This window comes from Bacteroidota bacterium, from assembly GCA_023957335.1.
GTDB lineage: Bacteria > Bacteroidota > Bacteroidia > NS11-12g > UBA955 > JALOAG01.
Window position 1 is genome coordinate 105528 of sequence record JAMLHC010000004.1, and the last position, 18505, is coordinate 124032.

The following is an 18505-nucleotide window of genomic DNA, read 5'->3' on the forward strand; positions in this document are numbered from 1 at the left end:
TGCACCCAAGTTTAATATCATACAAAAATGATAACAAATCAACTGCTTGACCCTGGGAGTATAGTGGTTGTGGGAGCATCCAATGACACTTCCAAACCGGGGGGAAAGGTTTTACAAAATATCATCAAACACAGCTATCAAGGTAATTTGTATGCTGTCAACCCCAAAGAACAAATAGTTCAAGGTGTAACTTGTTTTGAAACAGTTGAACAAATGCCGGAGGTTGACTTAGCAATTATTGCCGTTGCCGCCCAATATGTTGAAGCTACCATGCAAGTATTGGCTGAACACAAAAACTGCAAGGCATTTATACTGTTTTCGGCAGGTTTTAGTGAAACCGGAGCAGAAGGCAAGGTCTTGGAAGAAAGGTGTGCTGCCATTGCAAGCAAAGCCGGAGCCTCCTTAATAGGACCCAACTGTATTGGCGTAATTACCGGATATTATAAAGGGGTTTTTGCAGGACCTATTCCCGAATACGACCCTATGGGATGTGATTGCGTGTCTGCATCAGGTGCTACCATGGTTTACATTTTGGAGATAGCCATCCCAAGGGGTTTAAAGTTCAGAAATATTTATTCCATAGGTAACAGTGCACAGATTGGAGTTGAAGATGTACTCGAATATTGGGACAATACTTTTGACCCAAAAACAAGTTCCAAAATTAAGCTTCTGTATATGGAACAGATTGCTGACCCTGAGAGGTTTTTGAAACACACCCGTTCATTGACGCAAAAGGGCTGCAGGATTGCAGCCATCAAAGCAGGTTCTACCGAAGCCGGCTCTCGTGCGGTTTCTTCACACACCGGAGCATTGGCAGGTTCTAATAGTGCGGTCAATGCATTGTTCAGGAAAGCAGGTATAATACGTTGTTACAGTAGGGTTGAATTGGTGTATGTGGCCGCTATTTTTACCATTACAAAATTAGTGGGAAACCGTATAGCCATTATCACACATGCAGGTGGACCCGGTGTGATGCTTACGGACGTGCTTACCCGAAATGGAATGTCGGTTCCTCCCATCACGGGACCCAAAGCGGATGAGCTTTTGAGCAAACTGCACCCAGGTTCTTCTGTTTCCAATCCTATTGACTTTTTGGCTACCGGAACTGCAGAACAATTAGAGACTATTCTTGATTATGTTGAAAATGAATTTGACGAAATTGACGGTGCTGTAGTGGTGTTTGGCACCACCGGAATGTGGCGTGTAGATGATGTCTATGAGGTATTGCACAAAAAAATTAAAACGTGTAAAAAACCCATCTTTCCTATTCTACCCTCAGTAATGCAGGCTTCGGAGGAAGTCAGTCATTTCCATGCAAAAGGGCACGTGAATTTTTTGGATGAAACGAGTTTCGGCTATGTATTGTCAAGAGTTATCCGAACTGCAGACCCCTATCCTGATGCGGCTCTCCCCAAAATTGACCATACAAAAATCAGGGCTATCATCGACAGCTCAAAAGACGGTTATATGCCTGCCGATAAGGTTTTTGAACTGTTTGATGCTGCAGGAATCAGCAGGGTTAAACAATCTACACTAAATACAAAAGAGGGCGTAGAAAAGTCAGTCAAAGAGATAGGGTTTCCATTGGTAATGAAAGTATCCGGTCCTGTTCATAAATCCGACATCGGAGGGGTAGTTTTAGGTATTAACGGAATTGATGAAGCAATTTACACTTTTAATAAACTCATGCAAATTGAGGGTGCGGACGGAGTTTTGATGCAACAGCAGTTAACCGGAATAGAAATCTATATGGGTGTCAAACGTGAACCCGCATTTGGTCATCAGATTTTGGTTGGTTTGGGAGGAATTTTTGTAGAAGTACTCAAAGACATTGCTTCCGGTCTATCTCCTTTGAGCAGAGAAGAAGCACACGCGATGCTTAAACATCTAAAATCTTACCCTATCATTCAAGGTGTGAGAGGAAAACAAGGTATAAATGAGAATTTAATATTGGATACCATGCTCAATATTTCTGCTTTGGTTGAAATTGCTCCGGAAATCAGCGAAATGGATATCAACCCTTTTCTGGGAAATGCACAGCACTTGATAGCAGTAGATGCCAGAATTTGCCTTGATTTTAATTCATAAAAAAAGCCTTTGAGCATTATCCCAAAGGCTAAAAAATCTGACAACTGACGATTGAGATTTTTTGAGACTACAACTAATTATAAATACACGTTGGCAAAGATTAGTCAGCGCATACATGTTGACAATACGAAATTCTGCGTATTATGTGTTCCGGTGCCTTATTGGAATTATGTAAATTTTCCTACCTAATTAATTGCAAGGTAGTTTTGTATTGGAAGGATTTACCGGGTTCGGCTTTAGTTCCGTAATTTATAATTACCATATAAACTCCGGTCTTGCACTTGCGATTTTCATACGTGCCATCCCATTGTGTATTGGGCTTGTCGGTTCGGAATACTAATTCCCCCCATTGATTAAAGATTTGCAAATCGAAAGGTTCCAAATAAAATGCACTGACTTTATAGGTATCATTCAGCCCGTCATCGTTGGGCGAAAATGCGTCCGGCACGTATAGATAAAAACTACATTGATCGCGCAAATCTTGTATGGTTGCTGTGTTATCACTCTCGCAACCGTGACTGTCGCTAACCTTAATATTGTATTGACCATTTTGGAGTCCGGTTATCATAGAATCCGTTGAACCGTTACTCCATTGGTATGTAAAAGGAAAGCTTCCAACTGTATTTATGACGGAGGCAATACCTGTATTTTTTCCGCAACTGTCATGAACCAAGGAAAATGAGAATTGTGGTTTGGGATAAATAGTCAAAATGCTTATGATGGTATCACATTCACTGAGCAAATCCTTGTAAACACCGGTTTTGTCATAGGTGTTGGAACCAACTTGCACGCTATATCCTTCACATCCCGAATATACATTCGTAGTTACATTCGCTTTATTTAACACCACAGATTGTTTTGCAGCATATCGTTTTCCGCCCGACCACCGTGCAATGGTAATTTCATAAGTTCCTTCCGTTTCAAAATGATGTTTAATTTCATTTGTGTATATGCACTGAGAGCTTGTGCCATCGCCAAAATCCCAAACAAGACTGTCATAGTTGGCAGTGCCGGTAAACTCAAAGAGATTACTGTCGGCAAGACAATTATTTTTTTGTTCAAAAGTAACTTCATACAAGGTTCTGAAAAATCCTGTAACAAAGTTTGGTAGTCCGTACCAGCTTACATTACTCATCAGGTTCATACCAAATGCATCATAATTTGCAAGTGCTCCCGGCTGATTGGGTGATTGAATAACTCCCAAATACAAGCTATTATGTCTTGCCACATAGATTTTTTTGTCCGCACCTAATTGAAGCGAGCCGAATCCACGCGGTGATTGTAAGTCTATTTGCATTTTGCTATTTGCGATGCTTGAGCTGTCAGTAGCGGTGATATCAAACTGCAAGAGTTCATAACTGCTGATGTTAAAAGTATTGAATTGGGAAATATATAGTTTGGTTTCGTCAGGTGAGAACTCACAACCAAAGGCTATAGAGACAGGAACCCTAATTAAATTAGAAACCTTGCCGCTTTGATTGTCAAAGTCAAAAAGTTCTGAAAAGTTAGACAAAGAATTGCAGCAAACGAGCTTTTTGCCTTCGGGCGACACCTTCAACTGCCCTTTAAATCTATCATATCGGTTGTATTTTGTCCCGATGTTTGAAACAACCGGAGTTGGGTCAATCCCTGCCGGAGTAATCAAATATGCATAGAAAGACGCATCCTCTTGACCATGAACAATTACCCAAATATCTCTGCCATTGGCATGGTGAGTAGCGGTTATTTTTTCGCTCACAGGAGTTTGCACCAATACATTTTTGTTATCCGTTTCAATATCACCAAGACCACCATTCAAATCCATATTTACCACAGAGTATCTAAAACCTTTGGAGTACTCACTTCCTTCTACTGTAAACAAAAAATACTTTCGGGGATTCTTAGGCATGGGGACTATAAGCGCAGACTGAGTAACATCATAGCCTCCCATTAATCCGAGGCTGTTGTTCATCACCTTGTGGTTTTTATTCCAAGCTTTGATGCCGTCAGTATAGAATACAAGATTGCCGTTAGAATCTGCAATACTTGAACAACCCTCCAAAGTAAACATTGCACCGTTGGTAAGTGTAGTGGGGGGGGCAGTATTGAAATCTATCCCCGCACCATTTCCAAAATACCAAATATGGGTTTGTTTTTGACCTAATGCCACACAACTCATGAGAAAGAGAATCTGAAAAATCAGGATGTGTCGCAAGGTGAAGTTCATATAGACAAAAAAGTCGATGCATCTCATACATCGACTTATGTATGTAATTATTAATTTTAATTGTTTGAAAGGTAGTCAGCCACTCCGTCAAAAGAAGCTTTCATGGCGCTTTTACCTTCTGACCAGTTGGCGGGACAAACTTCTCCGTATTGCTCAAAGTGAATCAAAGAATCCAACATTCTCAATGTTTCATCTACGTTTCTTCCCAAAGGCATATTGTTCACGGTTTCGTGGTGAATCATTCCTTTTTTATCAATCAAAAATAGACCTCTATATGCAACCATTGGACCTTTGGCAACTAAGTTACCGTTGTCGTCATATTCATAATCTCCTGCAAGAACTCCGTAGTTTGTAGAGATTGTTTTGGCAGTGTCTGCCACAACCGGATATTTAACTCCTTCTATTCCGCCTTTATTTTTGGGCATTTGCAACCAGCTCCAATGGCTTTCTTCGGTGTCTGTGCTGCATGCAACAACTTCGCATCCACGTTTTTTGAACTCATCTAATTTTGCTTGGAAAGCATGGAGCTCGGTAGGACAAACAAAGGTGAAATCTTTGGGATAGAAGAAAAAGACAACATAGTTCTTTCCTTCGTATTGACTTAGTGAAAATTCTTTTACAATTTCGTTTCCGTTAAGTACTGCCGGTGCTTTGAAAACCGGTGCTTTTTTTCCTACTAATGACATAATATTTTCTTTTTAATTTTGAGACTGCAAAGATACGTTGTTAAGGTCTTTTTGACAACAGTGTCTGTCAGCAAGTCTATTGGGTTTACAGAATAAAAAAGAATAGGCTTAATAGTTTAGTCTAAGATTTTAAAAGTGTGGTTCGATTGCACCCCTATATTTGACATAGCTATTTAGGTAATTTAAAATGTATTTTTATAGTATTGTTTAAAATACATGCTTAGGTTTGCCTGATTTATGGATAAAGAGTCCTTAGAAGAGGTACACGGCAGCATAGACACCACACAGGCAAAGACATGGAGACGCAGACTCTTCTTATTTATTGGTCCTGCATTTATGGTCGCAGTGGGTTATATGGACCCGGGTAATTGGGCAACTGATATTGCGGGTGGGAGCAAATACGGCTATTCACTTTTATGGGTGCTTTTGCTCAGTAATTTGATTGCGCTTTTATTACAAAGTTTTGCTGCACGACTGGGTGTTGTGCGGGGCAAAGATTTAGCACAAGTAAGCAGAGAAACCTACCCTCACAATGTTAATATTGCCCTATTCGGATTGGCAGAAATTGCCATTGTGGCTTGTGACTTAGCAGAAGTGTTAGGAATGGCAATAGGTTTAAACTTGTTGTTTGGCATACCCATGATTTGGGGTGTTTGCCTGGCGGTATTGGATACTGTGATTATTTTATTCTTACAAAGTAAAGGTATGCGCTATTTGGAAGCTTTTATTTTCGCGCTGGTTGCCATCATCGGTATTTCATTTTTTATTGAAATTTGGTTTGCTCAACCGGCTTGGCACGAAGTGGCTACCGGCTTTATCCCTCAACTGAAAGATACCGGTGCGTTGTATATTGCCATTGGAATCATAGGCGCAACAGTGATGCCACACAACCTTTATCTCCACTCTGCGCTGGTACAAACGCGCAAGAACAGAAAGGACGAAAGTGGCATACGCCAAGCCTTGCGTTTTAACTTTATTGACTCTTCTATTGCACTCAATGCAGCATTTTTCGTGAATGCAGGTATATTGATTTTGGCAGCCTCGGTATTTCACAAGAACGGTTATCGTGAAATTGTTGAAATTCAAGATGCATTTTACATGCTCGAACCAGTTTTGGGCGAAAAATTGGCTCCTATTCTTTTTGCTGTGGCGCTAATTGCCGCAGGTCAGAGTTCAACCGTAACAGGAACTTTGGCGGGGCAAATTGTTATGGAGGGATACCTCAACTTGCGTATGTCAGCATGGGCACGCAGATTAATAACCCGATTGCTCGCAGTAGTTCCGGCAATGATTGTAATCTATATTTGGGGGGATGGTGAAGTTGGCGATATGCTTGTCTTTTCTCAAGTGGTGCTGAGTTTGCAATTAGGGTTTGCTGTTATTCCATTGATACATTTTGTAAGCAAAAGAAAACAGATGGGACTATTTGCTATACCCACATGGCAAAAGTTTGCCGGTTGGTTAAGTGCCCTTTTTATAGTACTCCTTAACTTGAAATTAGTCATTGACTTTTTAATTGAATGGAAAACACAATCAAACAATATTGCATTCGCAACAGTAGGTTTGCTCTTAATTGCAGCATTGGCATTGTTACTACAGATTTCGATTTACCCTCTTTTAAAAACAAAAGAAAAAACGCCCAAACTTATTCCACACGGTGCTGCTATTACCTTGCCCGAGCTGAATCACAAAATGTATCAGAAAATTGGCATCTGCGTTGATTTCAGCACTTCGGATCTTAAGGCAATAGAACATGGTATTACACATGGTTCAGCAAATACGGTGTTTTATTTACTGCATATTACTGAAAGTACAGGAGCAAAAATTTCGGGAAAAGCAAGCAGTGATATAGAGGTACAACACGATGAAACTCAATTAACCGAATACACTAATCAACTGCTAAAACAAAACATAAAAGCTGAATGGAAAATTGGCTTTGGTTCTCCCAAAAAAGCTGTTCCTGAATTAGTAAAAGAGTTAGAGTTAGATCTTTTGATAATGGGAAGCCACGGTCATAATACATTCTTTGATTTCATTTATGGTGAAACTATTAGCACTGTCAGGCATCGTGTCAAATGTCCGGTTTTGGTAGTTTAAAAAAACGGGAAAGTTTTTTACAATCGAGGACGGTGTAGCATCTATAACACCGCAATTTTCAAGATACTGCCAAAGGTATCTCTGAGCCTGTTGAGTTCAATGATTTGTTGCACAATCAGCCGTTTGTCGTCTGCATCATCAGTTTCCTTCATACTTTCCAGACATTGTTGTGAGAGAATTTTGAGTCGCATGATTTTTAGGTGCATCGCAGATTCAAAAGCTGCCAGCTTATACTTTTCATCTTCTTTCGGCACATATATTTCCTCTTCTGCCCATTTTACACTCAGCGTATATCGGTCTTGCATACTGTCCGCAATAAAGCCGGACAAATCCGGAGTTGATTTGTGCATGAGTTCGCCAAAATTAAATGCTTCTCCTGTTTCGATACAATCTAACACATAGTCATAGATGGATTTGTACTTGGGAATCTGAAAGGGAAATTCGTCTTTTTCTAATTGTTCAATGATAAATTCTGCAACCGTTTTTGTGTCTTTGTATGGCAAAGCACCATATTTTATCAGCATTTGGGCAACACCCTCTTCTTTGAACTCAGTACTTAATTGGATTTTGCCTTGCTGAATATGAGGCACCTGCTTTTGCAACATCGCTAGTTCCTCACTGATGTCTTTGAGTTCTTTGCCTACTTCCTGATTGCGGGCTTTGATTACCTCAGCTTGAATAATGTCATCGTGCAAGCCGGAAATTTTGGCAAACTCTTGTACAAATTGTGCACGTTTGAGTGGGTCGGGCACTATGGCTATAGACCTGATAATCTCAGCATTTGCTTCAGCTTTGCGAATGGGGTCTTCTCCGGCATCCTGATAAAGCAGTTGTGCTTTGAACTTGATAAAGTCCTTGGTGTTGTCTTTTAAATACGCATTGATGGTGTCAAAATCATGTTTGCGTGCAAATGAATCCGGGTCTTCTCCCTCGTCCAGTGTTACTACTCGTACATTTAACCCTTGTTCAAGCAGAATATTGATTCCACGCAATGAAGCCTTAATGCCGGCTGAATCACCGTCATACAGTATAATCACATTTTGCGTAAATCTTGCAATTAACCTTGCTTGCTCGAGAGTAAGTGAAGTTCCGGATGATGCAACTACGTTTTCTATTCCGGCTTGACTCATGGAAATCACATCTGCATATCCTTCCACCAATATGCAAGAATCTGTTCGTTTGATAGCATTTTTTGCCTGAAATATCCCATAGAGAATATTGGATTTGATGTAAACCAAAGATTCGGGACTGTTCAGGTATTTGGGTTTTTGTTCACTTGACAGCACCCTGCCACCAAATGCAATGGTTTTGCCCGCCACATTATGAAAAGGAAACATGACACGTTCTCTGAAAAAGTCATAATGACCGCCTTTGTCGGAGGTTTTTAGCAAACCCACATCCTTTAACACATCTTCTTTGAAGCCCATTTTAAGTGCCAAGTTACAAAAGGTATTAAATCCTTTGGGTGCATATCCAAGTCCAAATTTTTCAATGGTTTCAGTGGTAAAACCTCTTTCTTTAAGGTAGCTTAATCCTATAATTTTACCTTCTTCTGTTTGCAGGTTGTCTTTGAAAAACTGTTGCGCAAATTCAATGGCAGCATACAAAGATTCTTTTCTTCGGCTGATTTCATCATACTCTTCACTCTTTTGTGATTTGTCTTCTATGACAGGAATACCGTATTTCTTGGCTAAATAACTAATAGCATCGGGGTAAGTCATCCCTTCATGTTCCATCACAAACTGAATTGCACCGCCAGCCTTCCCACATCCGAAACATTTGTAGAGTCCTTTGACCGGATTGACTTTAAACGAAGGTGTTTTTTCGTTGTGAAAAGGACATAAACCTTCATAGTTAGCTCCCTTCTTTTTTAAGGTCATAAAATCCGAAATCACTTCGTCAACCTGAGCGGTTGCAAACACTTCATCAATCGTTTTTCTGGAAATAATTGCCATTTATGCAACTTGCTTGTCTTGGAAAGAGGTGCAAATATAGGCGTTATGAGTGACGAATGGAGGGTGTCTTAATGTACTGTCATTCAGCGATGTTTATCATTCAATAAGAATCAAGATGCAAGAATGGCGAACTCAATACTCTATCAAACCTTTGGATATTCTTACCTTTATTCTCGCCATACAAACATCCGATTGGTTCGGAATTAACAAAACCAAATGTAGTTTTGCAGCAGTTTTAACCCTATATTAAATTGGACAACAAAAAATTGCAAGAAGAGAAGAAAAGACTTGTCGAGTTGTTGGGTGTTTATTTTGAACATGACAGACAAACACCACCTCTGGCAGGGCGAATCAAATCTATCTTAATTATTAATGGAGAACAGGGTACCACTTTTGATGAGATTATGAGTGATTTGGGTGCAAGCAAAAGCACTGTTTCAACCCACTTGCAAAGTTTGATTGCACAAGGAGATGTGTCCTATTTTACGAAAAGCGGTGATCGCAAACGCTATTTTACTATGTCTCCGGGTTATATTTCACGCAAAATACATTCTTTCATCAGCTTATGGAAGAATGAAATTGAGATTCACAAGCAAATTTTGGACTACAAGACACAATTTAACAAAGCCAATCCTAAGCAATTTATCAGCCTTGCAAAACATGAGCAATCAGTAATATTTCTGAGCAAATCCATTGCCTTTTTTGAACAAGAAAACAATAAATACACAGAATAGAAAAATATAGAAATGAGAATAATATATATAGCAGCCATATCCACAGGGATACTATTTGCATCCTGCTCCAACAAAAATAACAATCAACAAACCAAAGGAGCGCAAACTCCTACCTTGCCGGTCATTCAAATTCCGAGCAAATCAATAACCGGGCTTAGTTCATACCCGGTGAGTTTGGAAGGCATTGTCAATGCAGAAGTCAGAGCCAAAATTGCCGGATATGTTACTGCTGTCTTAGTGGACGAAGGGCAGTATGTTAGTCAAGGACAGCCTTTATTCCGTTTGGAGACAGACGCTTTGACCGAAGATGCAGAGGCAGCCAAAGCCAATGTAGAAGCTGCCCAAGTGGGTGTTGACCAACTCAGACCACTTGTAGAACAAAAGATTGTAAGCCCCATTCAGCTTCAGACTGCCGAGGCAAAACTTGCCCAAGCAAAAGCGGCTTACAAAAGTATCACTGCAAATATTGGCTATGCTAATATAAGCAGTCCGGTTGCAGGTTATGTAGGCAGGATTACTTATCGTCAAGGCTCTCTTGTCAACCCTTCTAACCCTTTACCACTTACAATTGTTTCCAATACCAATGAGATATTTGCCTATTTTGCTATGAACGAAGCCAATTATCTTGACTTTCTACAAAAATCTGAAGGTGCCACCTTGCAGGAAAAAATCAAACATTTTCCCAAAGTGCAACTAAAAATGGCAAATGGAGAAATATATGAACACGAAGGAACAATTCAAACCGTTACAGCACAAGTTGACCCGGGGACGGGTTCGGTAAATTTCAGGGCAGTTTTTCCAAATCCAGCACATCTTTTGGCAAACGGAAGCAGCGGAACGATACTGATTCCTAAAACCTATACGAATGCTGTTTTGGTACCGGAGGAAGCAACTTTTGAGATGCAGGGCAAAGTGTATATTTTCATAGTAAAAGATGACAACAAAGTTGAACAACACGTGATAGAAGTACAAGAGCGGATTGGCAATATTTTGGTGGTCAAATCGGGTGTGAAAGCCGGGGATAAGATTGTGGGTCAAGGTGCTTCTAAGTTGCAGAATGGCACACTCATCAACCCCGTTGCCAAATCTTTTGAAGCACTGATTGAGGAACTTAAACCTGCTTTTAAATAGTCATTTAACAGAAAAGAGATGTTTAAGATATTTATTGAACGACCTGTATTATCAACGGTTATATCCATTATAATCACCATACTCGGTATTCTGGGAATTTATGTGCTTCCTATTGCACAATACCCTGACATTGCCCCTCCTACGGTTCAGATTTCAGCCAACTTTCCGGGCGCCAATGCCCAAACGGTTTTGGAGAGTGTCATTATCCCTATAGAAGAACAAGTCAACGGGGTAGAACACATGAAATACATTACCTCAACAGCCAGCAACAACGGAAGTGCTTCTATACAAGTGTTCTTTGAACAAGGTGTGGACCCGGATATTGCAGCCGTTCACGTGCAAAATCGGGTATCACGCGCGCTTCCATTGCTTCCGGCAGATGTTACTCGTTCAGGAGTTACCACCCAAAAGCAATCTACCGATGCATTGATGTGGATTTCGTTTTATTCTACCAATCCGGAGTATGATGCTACATTTATCCAAAACTATCTGAACATTAATATTATTCCTGAGATTAAAAGAATTTCCGGTGTCAGTGATGTAAACTCCGCAGCCATTAGGAACTATGCCATGCGTATTTGGCTGGACCCCGTTAAACTGGCTTCTTATAAATTAGTTCCTGCGGATGTGGTTCAGGCAATTAATGAACAAAGTCAAGAGGCTGCTGCCGGAACACTCGGACAAAATGATGCCAATGCTTTTGAATATGTTATCAGATACAGCGGGCGTTTCAGAAGTCCTGAGCAATACAAAGCCATTGTCATCAAAGCATTGGGTAATGGTCAGTTTCTAAAATTAGAAGATGTTGCCAAAGTTGAATTAGATGCTCAAGGATACAATGTAGTTTCTACTGCCAATGGCAACCCTGCCGTGAGCATGGGTATTTTTCAAACTCCCGGCTCTAATGCACAAGAAATTATTAAGAATATCCATAAGAGCCTTAAAGAGCTCAAAACCTCATTTCCTCCCGGCATTGACTATCTTGTTAATTATGACACTAACTTGTTTTTGGAAGCATCAATTGCCAAGGTAATCAAAACACTGATTGAAGCTTTTGTATTAGTGTTTATTGTGGTTTTTATTTTTCTTCAAGATTTTCGTTCTACGCTAATTCCGGCTATTGCAGTTCCGGTTTCTATTATAGGCACATTCTTCTTTATCAGTCTGTTTGGTTTTTCTATCAACTTATTGACCTTGTTTGCGCTGGTGCTTGCAATAGGAATAGTGGTGGACGATGCCATTGTGGTGGTCGAAGCGGTGCATGCTAAATTGGAAGGTGGTGCAAAATCAGGCATTGAAGCTAGTTATGCTGCTATGAGCGAAATCACAGGAGCTATTATTTCTATCACACTTGTGATGGCTTCTGTGTTTATTCCTATTACTTTTATTTCCGGTCCTGCGGGTGTGTTCTACAAGCAGTTTGGTGTTACATTGATTGTGGCTATTGCAATTTCTGCCTTAAATGCGCTTACCCTCAGCCCCGCTCTGTGTGCTTTGGTACTGAAACCACATGAAGAAAACGGCAAGAAAAAGAACATCGTTCAAAGGTTCTATGCAGCATTTAACGTGGGTTTTACCCATACTACACACAAATATACAGCCGGTTTGAAGTTTTTGTTAAAACACAAATGGATTACAGCTGCTATTCTCATTGTGTCAACAGGTTTAATTCTTTGGTCTGCAAATACAACTTCCAAAGGGTTTGTACCCAAAGAAGACCGCGCAGTTATTATGACCAATATTGAATTGCCCGCGGGCGCTTCGCTTGACAGAACTACAGCCATCATATCCAAACTCAGTGCTGAAGTTAAAAAAATCAAAGGAATCAGGGGTATGTCATTTACCGCAGGTTCCAGCTTGTTGGGTGGTGCAGGCAGTAATTTTGGACTTGGTTTTATTATCCTTGACAAGTGGGACGACCGCAAGGCGGATTCTCTTTCTTCCGGTGCAATCATTGGCAAACTTTTTAGAGTTGCTTCCACAATTCCAGGTGCGCAAATGTTGTTTTTTGAACCGCCAAGCATACGGGGCTACGGGGTAGCAGAGGGATTTCAGCTTGAACTGTTGGATAAGTTCGGAGGAGATTTCAAAGACTTGGATGCACAAGCCAAAGAATATCTAAAAGAGCTTTCAGAAAGACCTGAAATTCTTTATGCACAAACTTCTTTCAACACGGGATATCCTCAATATCAATTAGACATAAATGTTCCAAGAGCAAAAGAAGCAGGAGTTTCAATCAACAGTATTTTCAATACCCTGCAAGGTTATATCGGAGGTATCTATGCGGCTGATTTTTCACGTTTTGGGAAGCAATACAGGGTATATGTTCAATCTTTACCTAATACAAGAGCAAGTACAGATGATTTGAACTCTATTTATGTCAAAAACAATAATGGCGAAATGGCACCCATCACAGAGTTTATTAAATTAGAGAGAATTTATGGGCCTCAGTCAGTTACCCGTTTTAATTTGTTTAATGCGGTTCACGTTACGGGCGCTACCAACCCCGGATACTCTTCCGGAGATGCTATCAAAGCGGTTTTAGAAGTAACCAAAAACCTGCCTGCTAATTATGATATTGCTTTTTCGGGTTTGACCAAGGAGGAAATTGAATCCGGAAATCAGACTCTGTTTATCCTTTTGCTTGTTATTCTTTTTGTGTATTTTATTCTGTCAGGACAGTATGAGAGTTACCTTCTTCCGCTTGCGGTAATGCTTTCATTGCCTGTAGGCATGATGGGAGCCTATTTGACTACCAAGCTGATGGGATTGGAAATCAATATCTATTTTCAGATTGCATTGATTATGCTCATTGGATTGCTGGCAAAGAATGCTATTTTGATTGTGGAATTATCTATACAAAAACGCAAAGCCGGAGAATCACTGCTGATGGCTGCCATTGACGGTGCCAAAGTGCGTTTCAGGCCCATTCTGATGACCTCTTTTGCCTTTATATTCGGACTGCTTCCACTTGTGTTTTCAAGAGGCGTAGGGGCTGTGGGAGACCGTTCTATCGGAACAGCGGCAGTGGGTGGACTTTTGGTTGGAACAGTCATCGGAGTGTTTGTTGTTCCGCCATTGTTTATGTTTTTCCAATGGCTACAGGAAAAAGTTACCAGAAAAGCTCCAATTGTAGAAGTTGAACAAAATTGATTTGAAAAAAGTGAAAGTGATGCATAAAATTAAAAATAGAAACATTGTACGTATATGGGGAATAATGGGGCTAATGCTCTTCTTGTCTTCTTGTCTTGCAATCAAAAAGTATGAGAAACCCTCAGTTAATACAGAACATCTTTTTAGGACGGATTATATTCATGACAATGCGTTTGATGGGATGGACACCGGTTCCATTGCAGACATTTCATGGAAAAATATGTTTTCGGATGAACTGCTCAAAAGCTATATACAAAAAGCCTTAGACAATAATTTGGATATTCGTATAGCGGTTGCAAACATTGAAGCTGCCGAATCTTATGTAAAGCAAAGCAAAGCGGGTTTTCTACCATCAGTAAATGCAGATTTGGATTATAGTATTACCAAAACATCCAGCAGCAGCAGGTTTGGCGCATTTACATTCAACCAATTTCAAATCGGGGCAAGCGCAGGCTGGGAAGCGGATATCTGGGGCAAAATTAAAAGCCGCCAGAGAGCTGCACAAGCCGTTTATTTGCAAAGTGTAGAAGCACACAAAGCCGTCAAAACAAGTCTTATTGCTGCCGTTGCAAACACCTATTATCAACTTGCTGCCATCAGTGCTCAGATTAAAATTGCCCAAAGAAGTGTTGCAACACGTGATAGCAGTGTTAAGACAACTCAAGCACTCAAAGATGCCGGACAACTCACCGAAGTTGCTGTCAAACAGTCCGAGTCTCAATTATATGATGCTAAATTGATTCTTTTGAATCTCCAAAAACAGGAAAAGTTTCTTGAAAACACCTTTTGTCTGCTTCTCAATGAAGCTCCTCACTCCATTGAACGAAACGCTATTGATGAGCAGCATTTTGATTCCAAATTGAGTATAGGTGTACCGGCAAAATTGTTGGCAAATCGCCCTGATGTGCTTCAAGCTGAATACATTTTCAGACAAACATTCGAACTGACAAACCTTGCCAGAAGTAATTTCTATCCCTCATTCAATATAACTGCCTCCGGTGGACTGCAAAGCATGGAGCTCGCCAAATGGCTTGATCCAAGTTCTTTGTTTGCAAACCTTGCTGCAGGCTTTATCCAGCCGATTTTCAACCAAAGACAAATACAAACTGCTTATGAAGTGGCTAAAACCCAACAAGAAAAAGCTTATTTGGGTTATCAGTTGGCTATACTGAACGCGGGAATTGATGTTTCAAACGCCCTAATTGAATATCAGACTCAAACAGAGTCAATCGCACTTAATCAAAGCAAATTTGAAGCTAACCAAATTGCGGTTACCATGTCAAACCGACTGCTTCAAAATGGTCTGGCAACTTATTTGGAAGTACTTACCGCACAGCAAAATATGCTCAATGCCGAGTTGAATTTGGTAAGTGCAAAATTAGGTAAACTCAATGCAGTTGTCAATCTGTATTGTTCATTGGGTGGAGGTTGGCAATAAAAAGGCTGTATTGTCATTTGTTTCCTCGCATTAAACTCAAAGTCAATATTGACATAGCAGAATCAACCGTACAAGGTCATTTTCAAGGCAAGGTTGCAGGTTAAATTTCATTGCAAATTACCTAAACCCCTCATTGATATCCCGCAAAATATCATTGCCCGGACATAGCGCCCCCTCATTGAGACGGTTGAGCGGGGTGTCGGAGGTATTCAAAATTTGGTGCAGTTCTTTGGGGTTGCGATTAATGTACAACAATCCTGTCAGTACCTCTTGCTTTGCCTCTGCTTTTTTGAGTGCTGCAATGGCAGATAGGCGGTCTTCGGGATTCCAGTCATTATCCAATTTGTGAAACTGCAATACACTTCCGTCATGCAATTCTATGGAAGTCAACTCTCCCTCAGCATAAGACTTAGTAATTGTGTCCATCACAGGCACATAATCGGTTCTGCCCGTGCAGGCAGCATGTTCGCGCACAAACTGATAGGATTTTGTGGAGCCCGGATTATTATTAAAAGTAACACAAGGCGATACAATATTCAAAAATGCAAATCCGGGGTGGTTAATAGCTGCTTTGAGCAAAGGATTCAACTGGTCCTTGTCGCCCGAGAAACTTTGTGCTACAAATGAAGCTCCTAATTCAATGGCAAGACTCGCCAAATCTATTGGCGGATAAGGGTTCACACTTCCTGCTTTACTGATGGAGCCAACATCGGCTGTGGCTGAATCTTGTCCTTTGGTCAAACCGTACACTCCGTTGTTCATACAGATATAAACCATGTTTAGGTTCTTGCGTATTACATGAACAAATTGTCCCATTCCAATTGAAGCAGAATCTCCGTCTCCCGAAACTCCTATATACAACAAATCTTTGTTGGCAAGGTTTGCACCTGTAGCCACTGCCGGCATACGCCCGTGAACAGAATTAAACCCATGAGAGTTACTTAAAAAATAAGCCGGAGTCTTGGAAGAACATCCAATGCCCGATAGTTTTGCCACTTTATGAGGCTCAATATCAAGCTCAAAACAAGCCTGTACAATAGCTGTACTAATAGAGTCATGTCCACAACCGGCACAAAGTGTAGAAATTGTTCCTTCGTATTCAGCAGAAGTGTAGCCCAACTTATTTTTGGGGAGTTCAGGATGTCGAAAAACGGGTTTATAAAAAGTCATTTTAGGTACGATTCTTTAAGGGTTATTTAATCTGTGAAATAATGTCATCGGCTGTGATAGGCATACCGCTATAATTCAAAACAGGAATCAATTTGGCAGGATTAATTCCCATTTCAATCATCATCAAGCTACGGAGTTGTGCATCTCTGTTTTGTTCAACCACATATATTTTGTCGTGTGAAGAAACAAAATCATAAACCGCTTGGCTAAAAGGGAATGCCTTGATACGCATAGCATCCATTTTGAGTCCTTGTTGTTTCAAAGTATGCATGGCTTCTTCTGCTGCATAGATTGAGGTACCATAAAAAATTATACCCAACTCATTTTCTTTGTTTGCTTGATAGAAGTGTGGTGCAGGCACCATTTCTTTGGCAGTATTGAATTTGTGCAGCAATCTGTCCATATTTCTTTTATAGGCATCACTGTCTTCGGTATATTTTGCATATTCATCTTTGGATGTACCTCTGGTAAAGTATGAGCCTTTGCTTGGGTGTGTTCCGGGATAGGTTCTATATGGAATTCCATCACCGTCAATATCGAGATAACGTCCAAAATTTTCAATTTTTTCAAGGTCTTCCGTAGAAAGGACTTTCCCGCGTTTGTATGTTTTTTTATCATCCCAAGTGAGAGGGGCAGACATGTGGTCATTCATGCCCAAATCAAGGTCAGAGAGCAAAAGCACGGGAGTTTGCAGCTGCTCCGCAAGGTCAAAAGCTTCGGCAGTCAGTTCAAAGCACTCAACGGGAGTGGACGGAAACAGTACTATCTGTTTGGTATCTCCATGAGAAGCATAAGCGGCTTCCATCACATCACTTTGCTGTGTGCGTGTTGGCATTCCTGTGGAGGGTCCTGTGCGTTGAATATCAATCAAAACAACCGGAATTTCTGCAAAATAAGCTAAACCCAAAAATTCGTTCATCAATGACACACCCGGTCCGCTGGTGGCGGTAAAAGAGCGTGCACCGTTCCAACCCGCACCTATTGCCATACCAATTGCCGCAAGTTCATCTTCGGATTGTACAAAAGCATAGTTTTTCTTGCCGGTAATGGGGTCTATACGGAATTTTAATCCATATTCATTAAAAGCCTCCGGCACAGATGTGGAAGGCGTAATGGGATACCAAGCACAAACGGTTGCCCCGCCATACACAGCACCGATTCCGCACGCTGTATTGCCGTCTATCATGATGGAATCTTTGACCAAATCCCTGCGTTCTACACGCATTTCCAAAGGATAGCTAAAATGTTCTTTTACATAATCTACACCCATTTGCAATGCCTTGACATTGGGAGCAATCAACTTCTCTTTTCCTTTGAACTGAGACTGCAAGACATCTTCGAGTGCACTAAATTCAATACTCAATAGAGCAGATAGAGCGCCTACATAAATCACGTTTTTGAATAATTGTCTCTGGCGTGGGTCTGCAAAAGCCGCATTGGACATATCCATCAATGGAATGCCCAAATAGGTAATATCTTCGCGTATGAATTCTTCATGCAAATACTTAGAACTGTCATAGAGAAAATAGCCGCCAGGTTTTACACAAGCCACATCTTGTGGCATGCTTTGAGGGTTCATACAAACCATAAAATCAACGCCTTCGCGTCTGCCTAACCATCCGTTTTCGTTCACTCTTACCTCGTACCAAGTGGGTAAGCCTTGAATATTTGACGGGAAAATATTTTTGGGAGTAACCGGCACTCCCATTCTGAAAATTGCCTTGGCAAAAAGAAAATTTGCACTCGCAGAGCCTGTTCCGTTCACATTGGCAAAACGGATTACAAAGTCATTTACTTTGTTGGTGTGTGTCTTTTCTGCTGTTAGGGCTTGAGGGTCGAGCATATAT

At 40.7% G+C, this 18505-nt stretch carries 11 protein-coding genes; 6 read left to right on the plus strand and 5 right to left on the minus strand.

The features are described from left to right. Positions 1-27 precede the first annotated feature (27 nt). Entirely contained in the window at positions 28-2088 is a 2061-nt protein-coding gene (locus tag M9892_08710) for an acetate--CoA ligase family protein (GenBank protein ID MCO5254428.1), read from the plus strand. Between the two features lie 181 nt (positions 2089-2269). Here M9892_08710 and M9892_08715 read toward each other — a convergent pair whose 3' ends face one another. Beyond that, positions 2270-4294 carry a gliding motility-associated C-terminal domain-containing protein gene (locus tag M9892_08715; GenBank protein ID MCO5254429.1) on the minus strand — a complete coding sequence of 675 codons (2025 nt, stop codon included), beginning with the start codon at positions 4292-4294 and terminating at the stop codon, positions 2270-2272. A 56-nt stretch (positions 4295-4350) separates the two neighbouring features. Then, a complete protein-coding gene (locus tag M9892_08720; protein MCO5254430.1) occupies positions 4351-4983 on the minus strand; it encodes a peroxiredoxin in 633 nt (210 codons plus the stop codon). Positions 4984-5217: 234 nt separating this feature from the next. Between M9892_08720 and M9892_08725 the strand changes: the two genes are divergently transcribed. Further along, positions 5218-7077: an Nramp family divalent metal transporter gene (locus M9892_08725; protein ID MCO5254431.1), complete on the plus strand. Its 1860-nt coding sequence runs from the start codon at positions 5218-5220 to the stop codon at positions 7075-7077. A 41-nt stretch (positions 7078-7118) separates the two neighbouring features. Here the strand turns inward: M9892_08725 and dnaG are convergent, their stop codons facing one another. Next, a complete protein-coding gene (gene dnaG / locus M9892_08730) occupies positions 7119-9032 on the minus strand; it encodes a DNA primase (GenBank protein ID MCO5254432.1) in 1914 nt (637 codons plus the stop codon). A 251-nt stretch (positions 9033-9283) separates the two neighbouring features. On the opposite strand from dnaG, the gene M9892_08735 reads away from it, so the two are divergent. Genes M9892_08735 through M9892_08750 form a run of 4 tightly spaced genes read left to right on the plus strand, consistent with a single transcriptional unit; the run spans position 9284 to position 15488 of the window. After that, positions 9284-9766, plus strand: coding sequence for an ArsR family transcriptional regulator (locus tag M9892_08735; protein ID MCO5254433.1), 483 nt, complete (start codon positions 9284-9286; stop codon positions 9764-9766). A 12-nt stretch (positions 9767-9778) separates the two neighbouring features. Further along, positions 9779-10897, plus strand: coding sequence for an efflux RND transporter periplasmic adaptor subunit (locus M9892_08740; GenBank protein ID MCO5254434.1), 1119 nt, complete (start codon positions 9779-9781; stop codon positions 10895-10897). Positions 10898-10915: 18 nt separating this feature from the next. Continuing rightward, the gene (locus M9892_08745; protein MCO5254435.1) at positions 10916-14050 is read left to right on the plus strand and encodes an efflux RND transporter permease subunit; all 3135 of its coding nucleotides are present in this window, start codon (positions 10916-10918) and stop codon (positions 14048-14050) included. Positions 14051-14069: 19 nt separating this feature from the next. Beyond that, positions 14070-15488 (plus strand): TolC family protein, encoded by a 1419-nt coding sequence (locus M9892_08750; protein MCO5254436.1) that lies wholly within the window; start codon positions 14070-14072, stop codon positions 15486-15488. A gap of 117 nt (positions 15489-15605) precedes the next feature. On the opposite strand, the gene M9892_08755 is transcribed toward M9892_08750, so the two are convergent. Together M9892_08755 and M9892_08760 are read right to left on the minus strand one after the other, a co-directional pair. After that, a complete protein-coding gene (locus M9892_08755) occupies positions 15606-16658 on the minus strand; it encodes a 2-oxoacid:ferredoxin oxidoreductase subunit beta (GenBank protein MCO5254437.1) in 1053 nt (350 codons plus the stop codon). 22 nt (positions 16659-16680) lie between these two features. Beyond that, positions 16681-18501 carry a 2-oxoacid:acceptor oxidoreductase subunit alpha gene (locus tag M9892_08760; protein ID MCO5254438.1) on the minus strand — a complete coding sequence of 607 codons (1821 nt, stop codon included), beginning with the start codon at positions 18499-18501 and terminating at the stop codon, positions 16681-16683. Between the last annotated feature and the right edge of the window lie 4 nt (positions 18502-18505).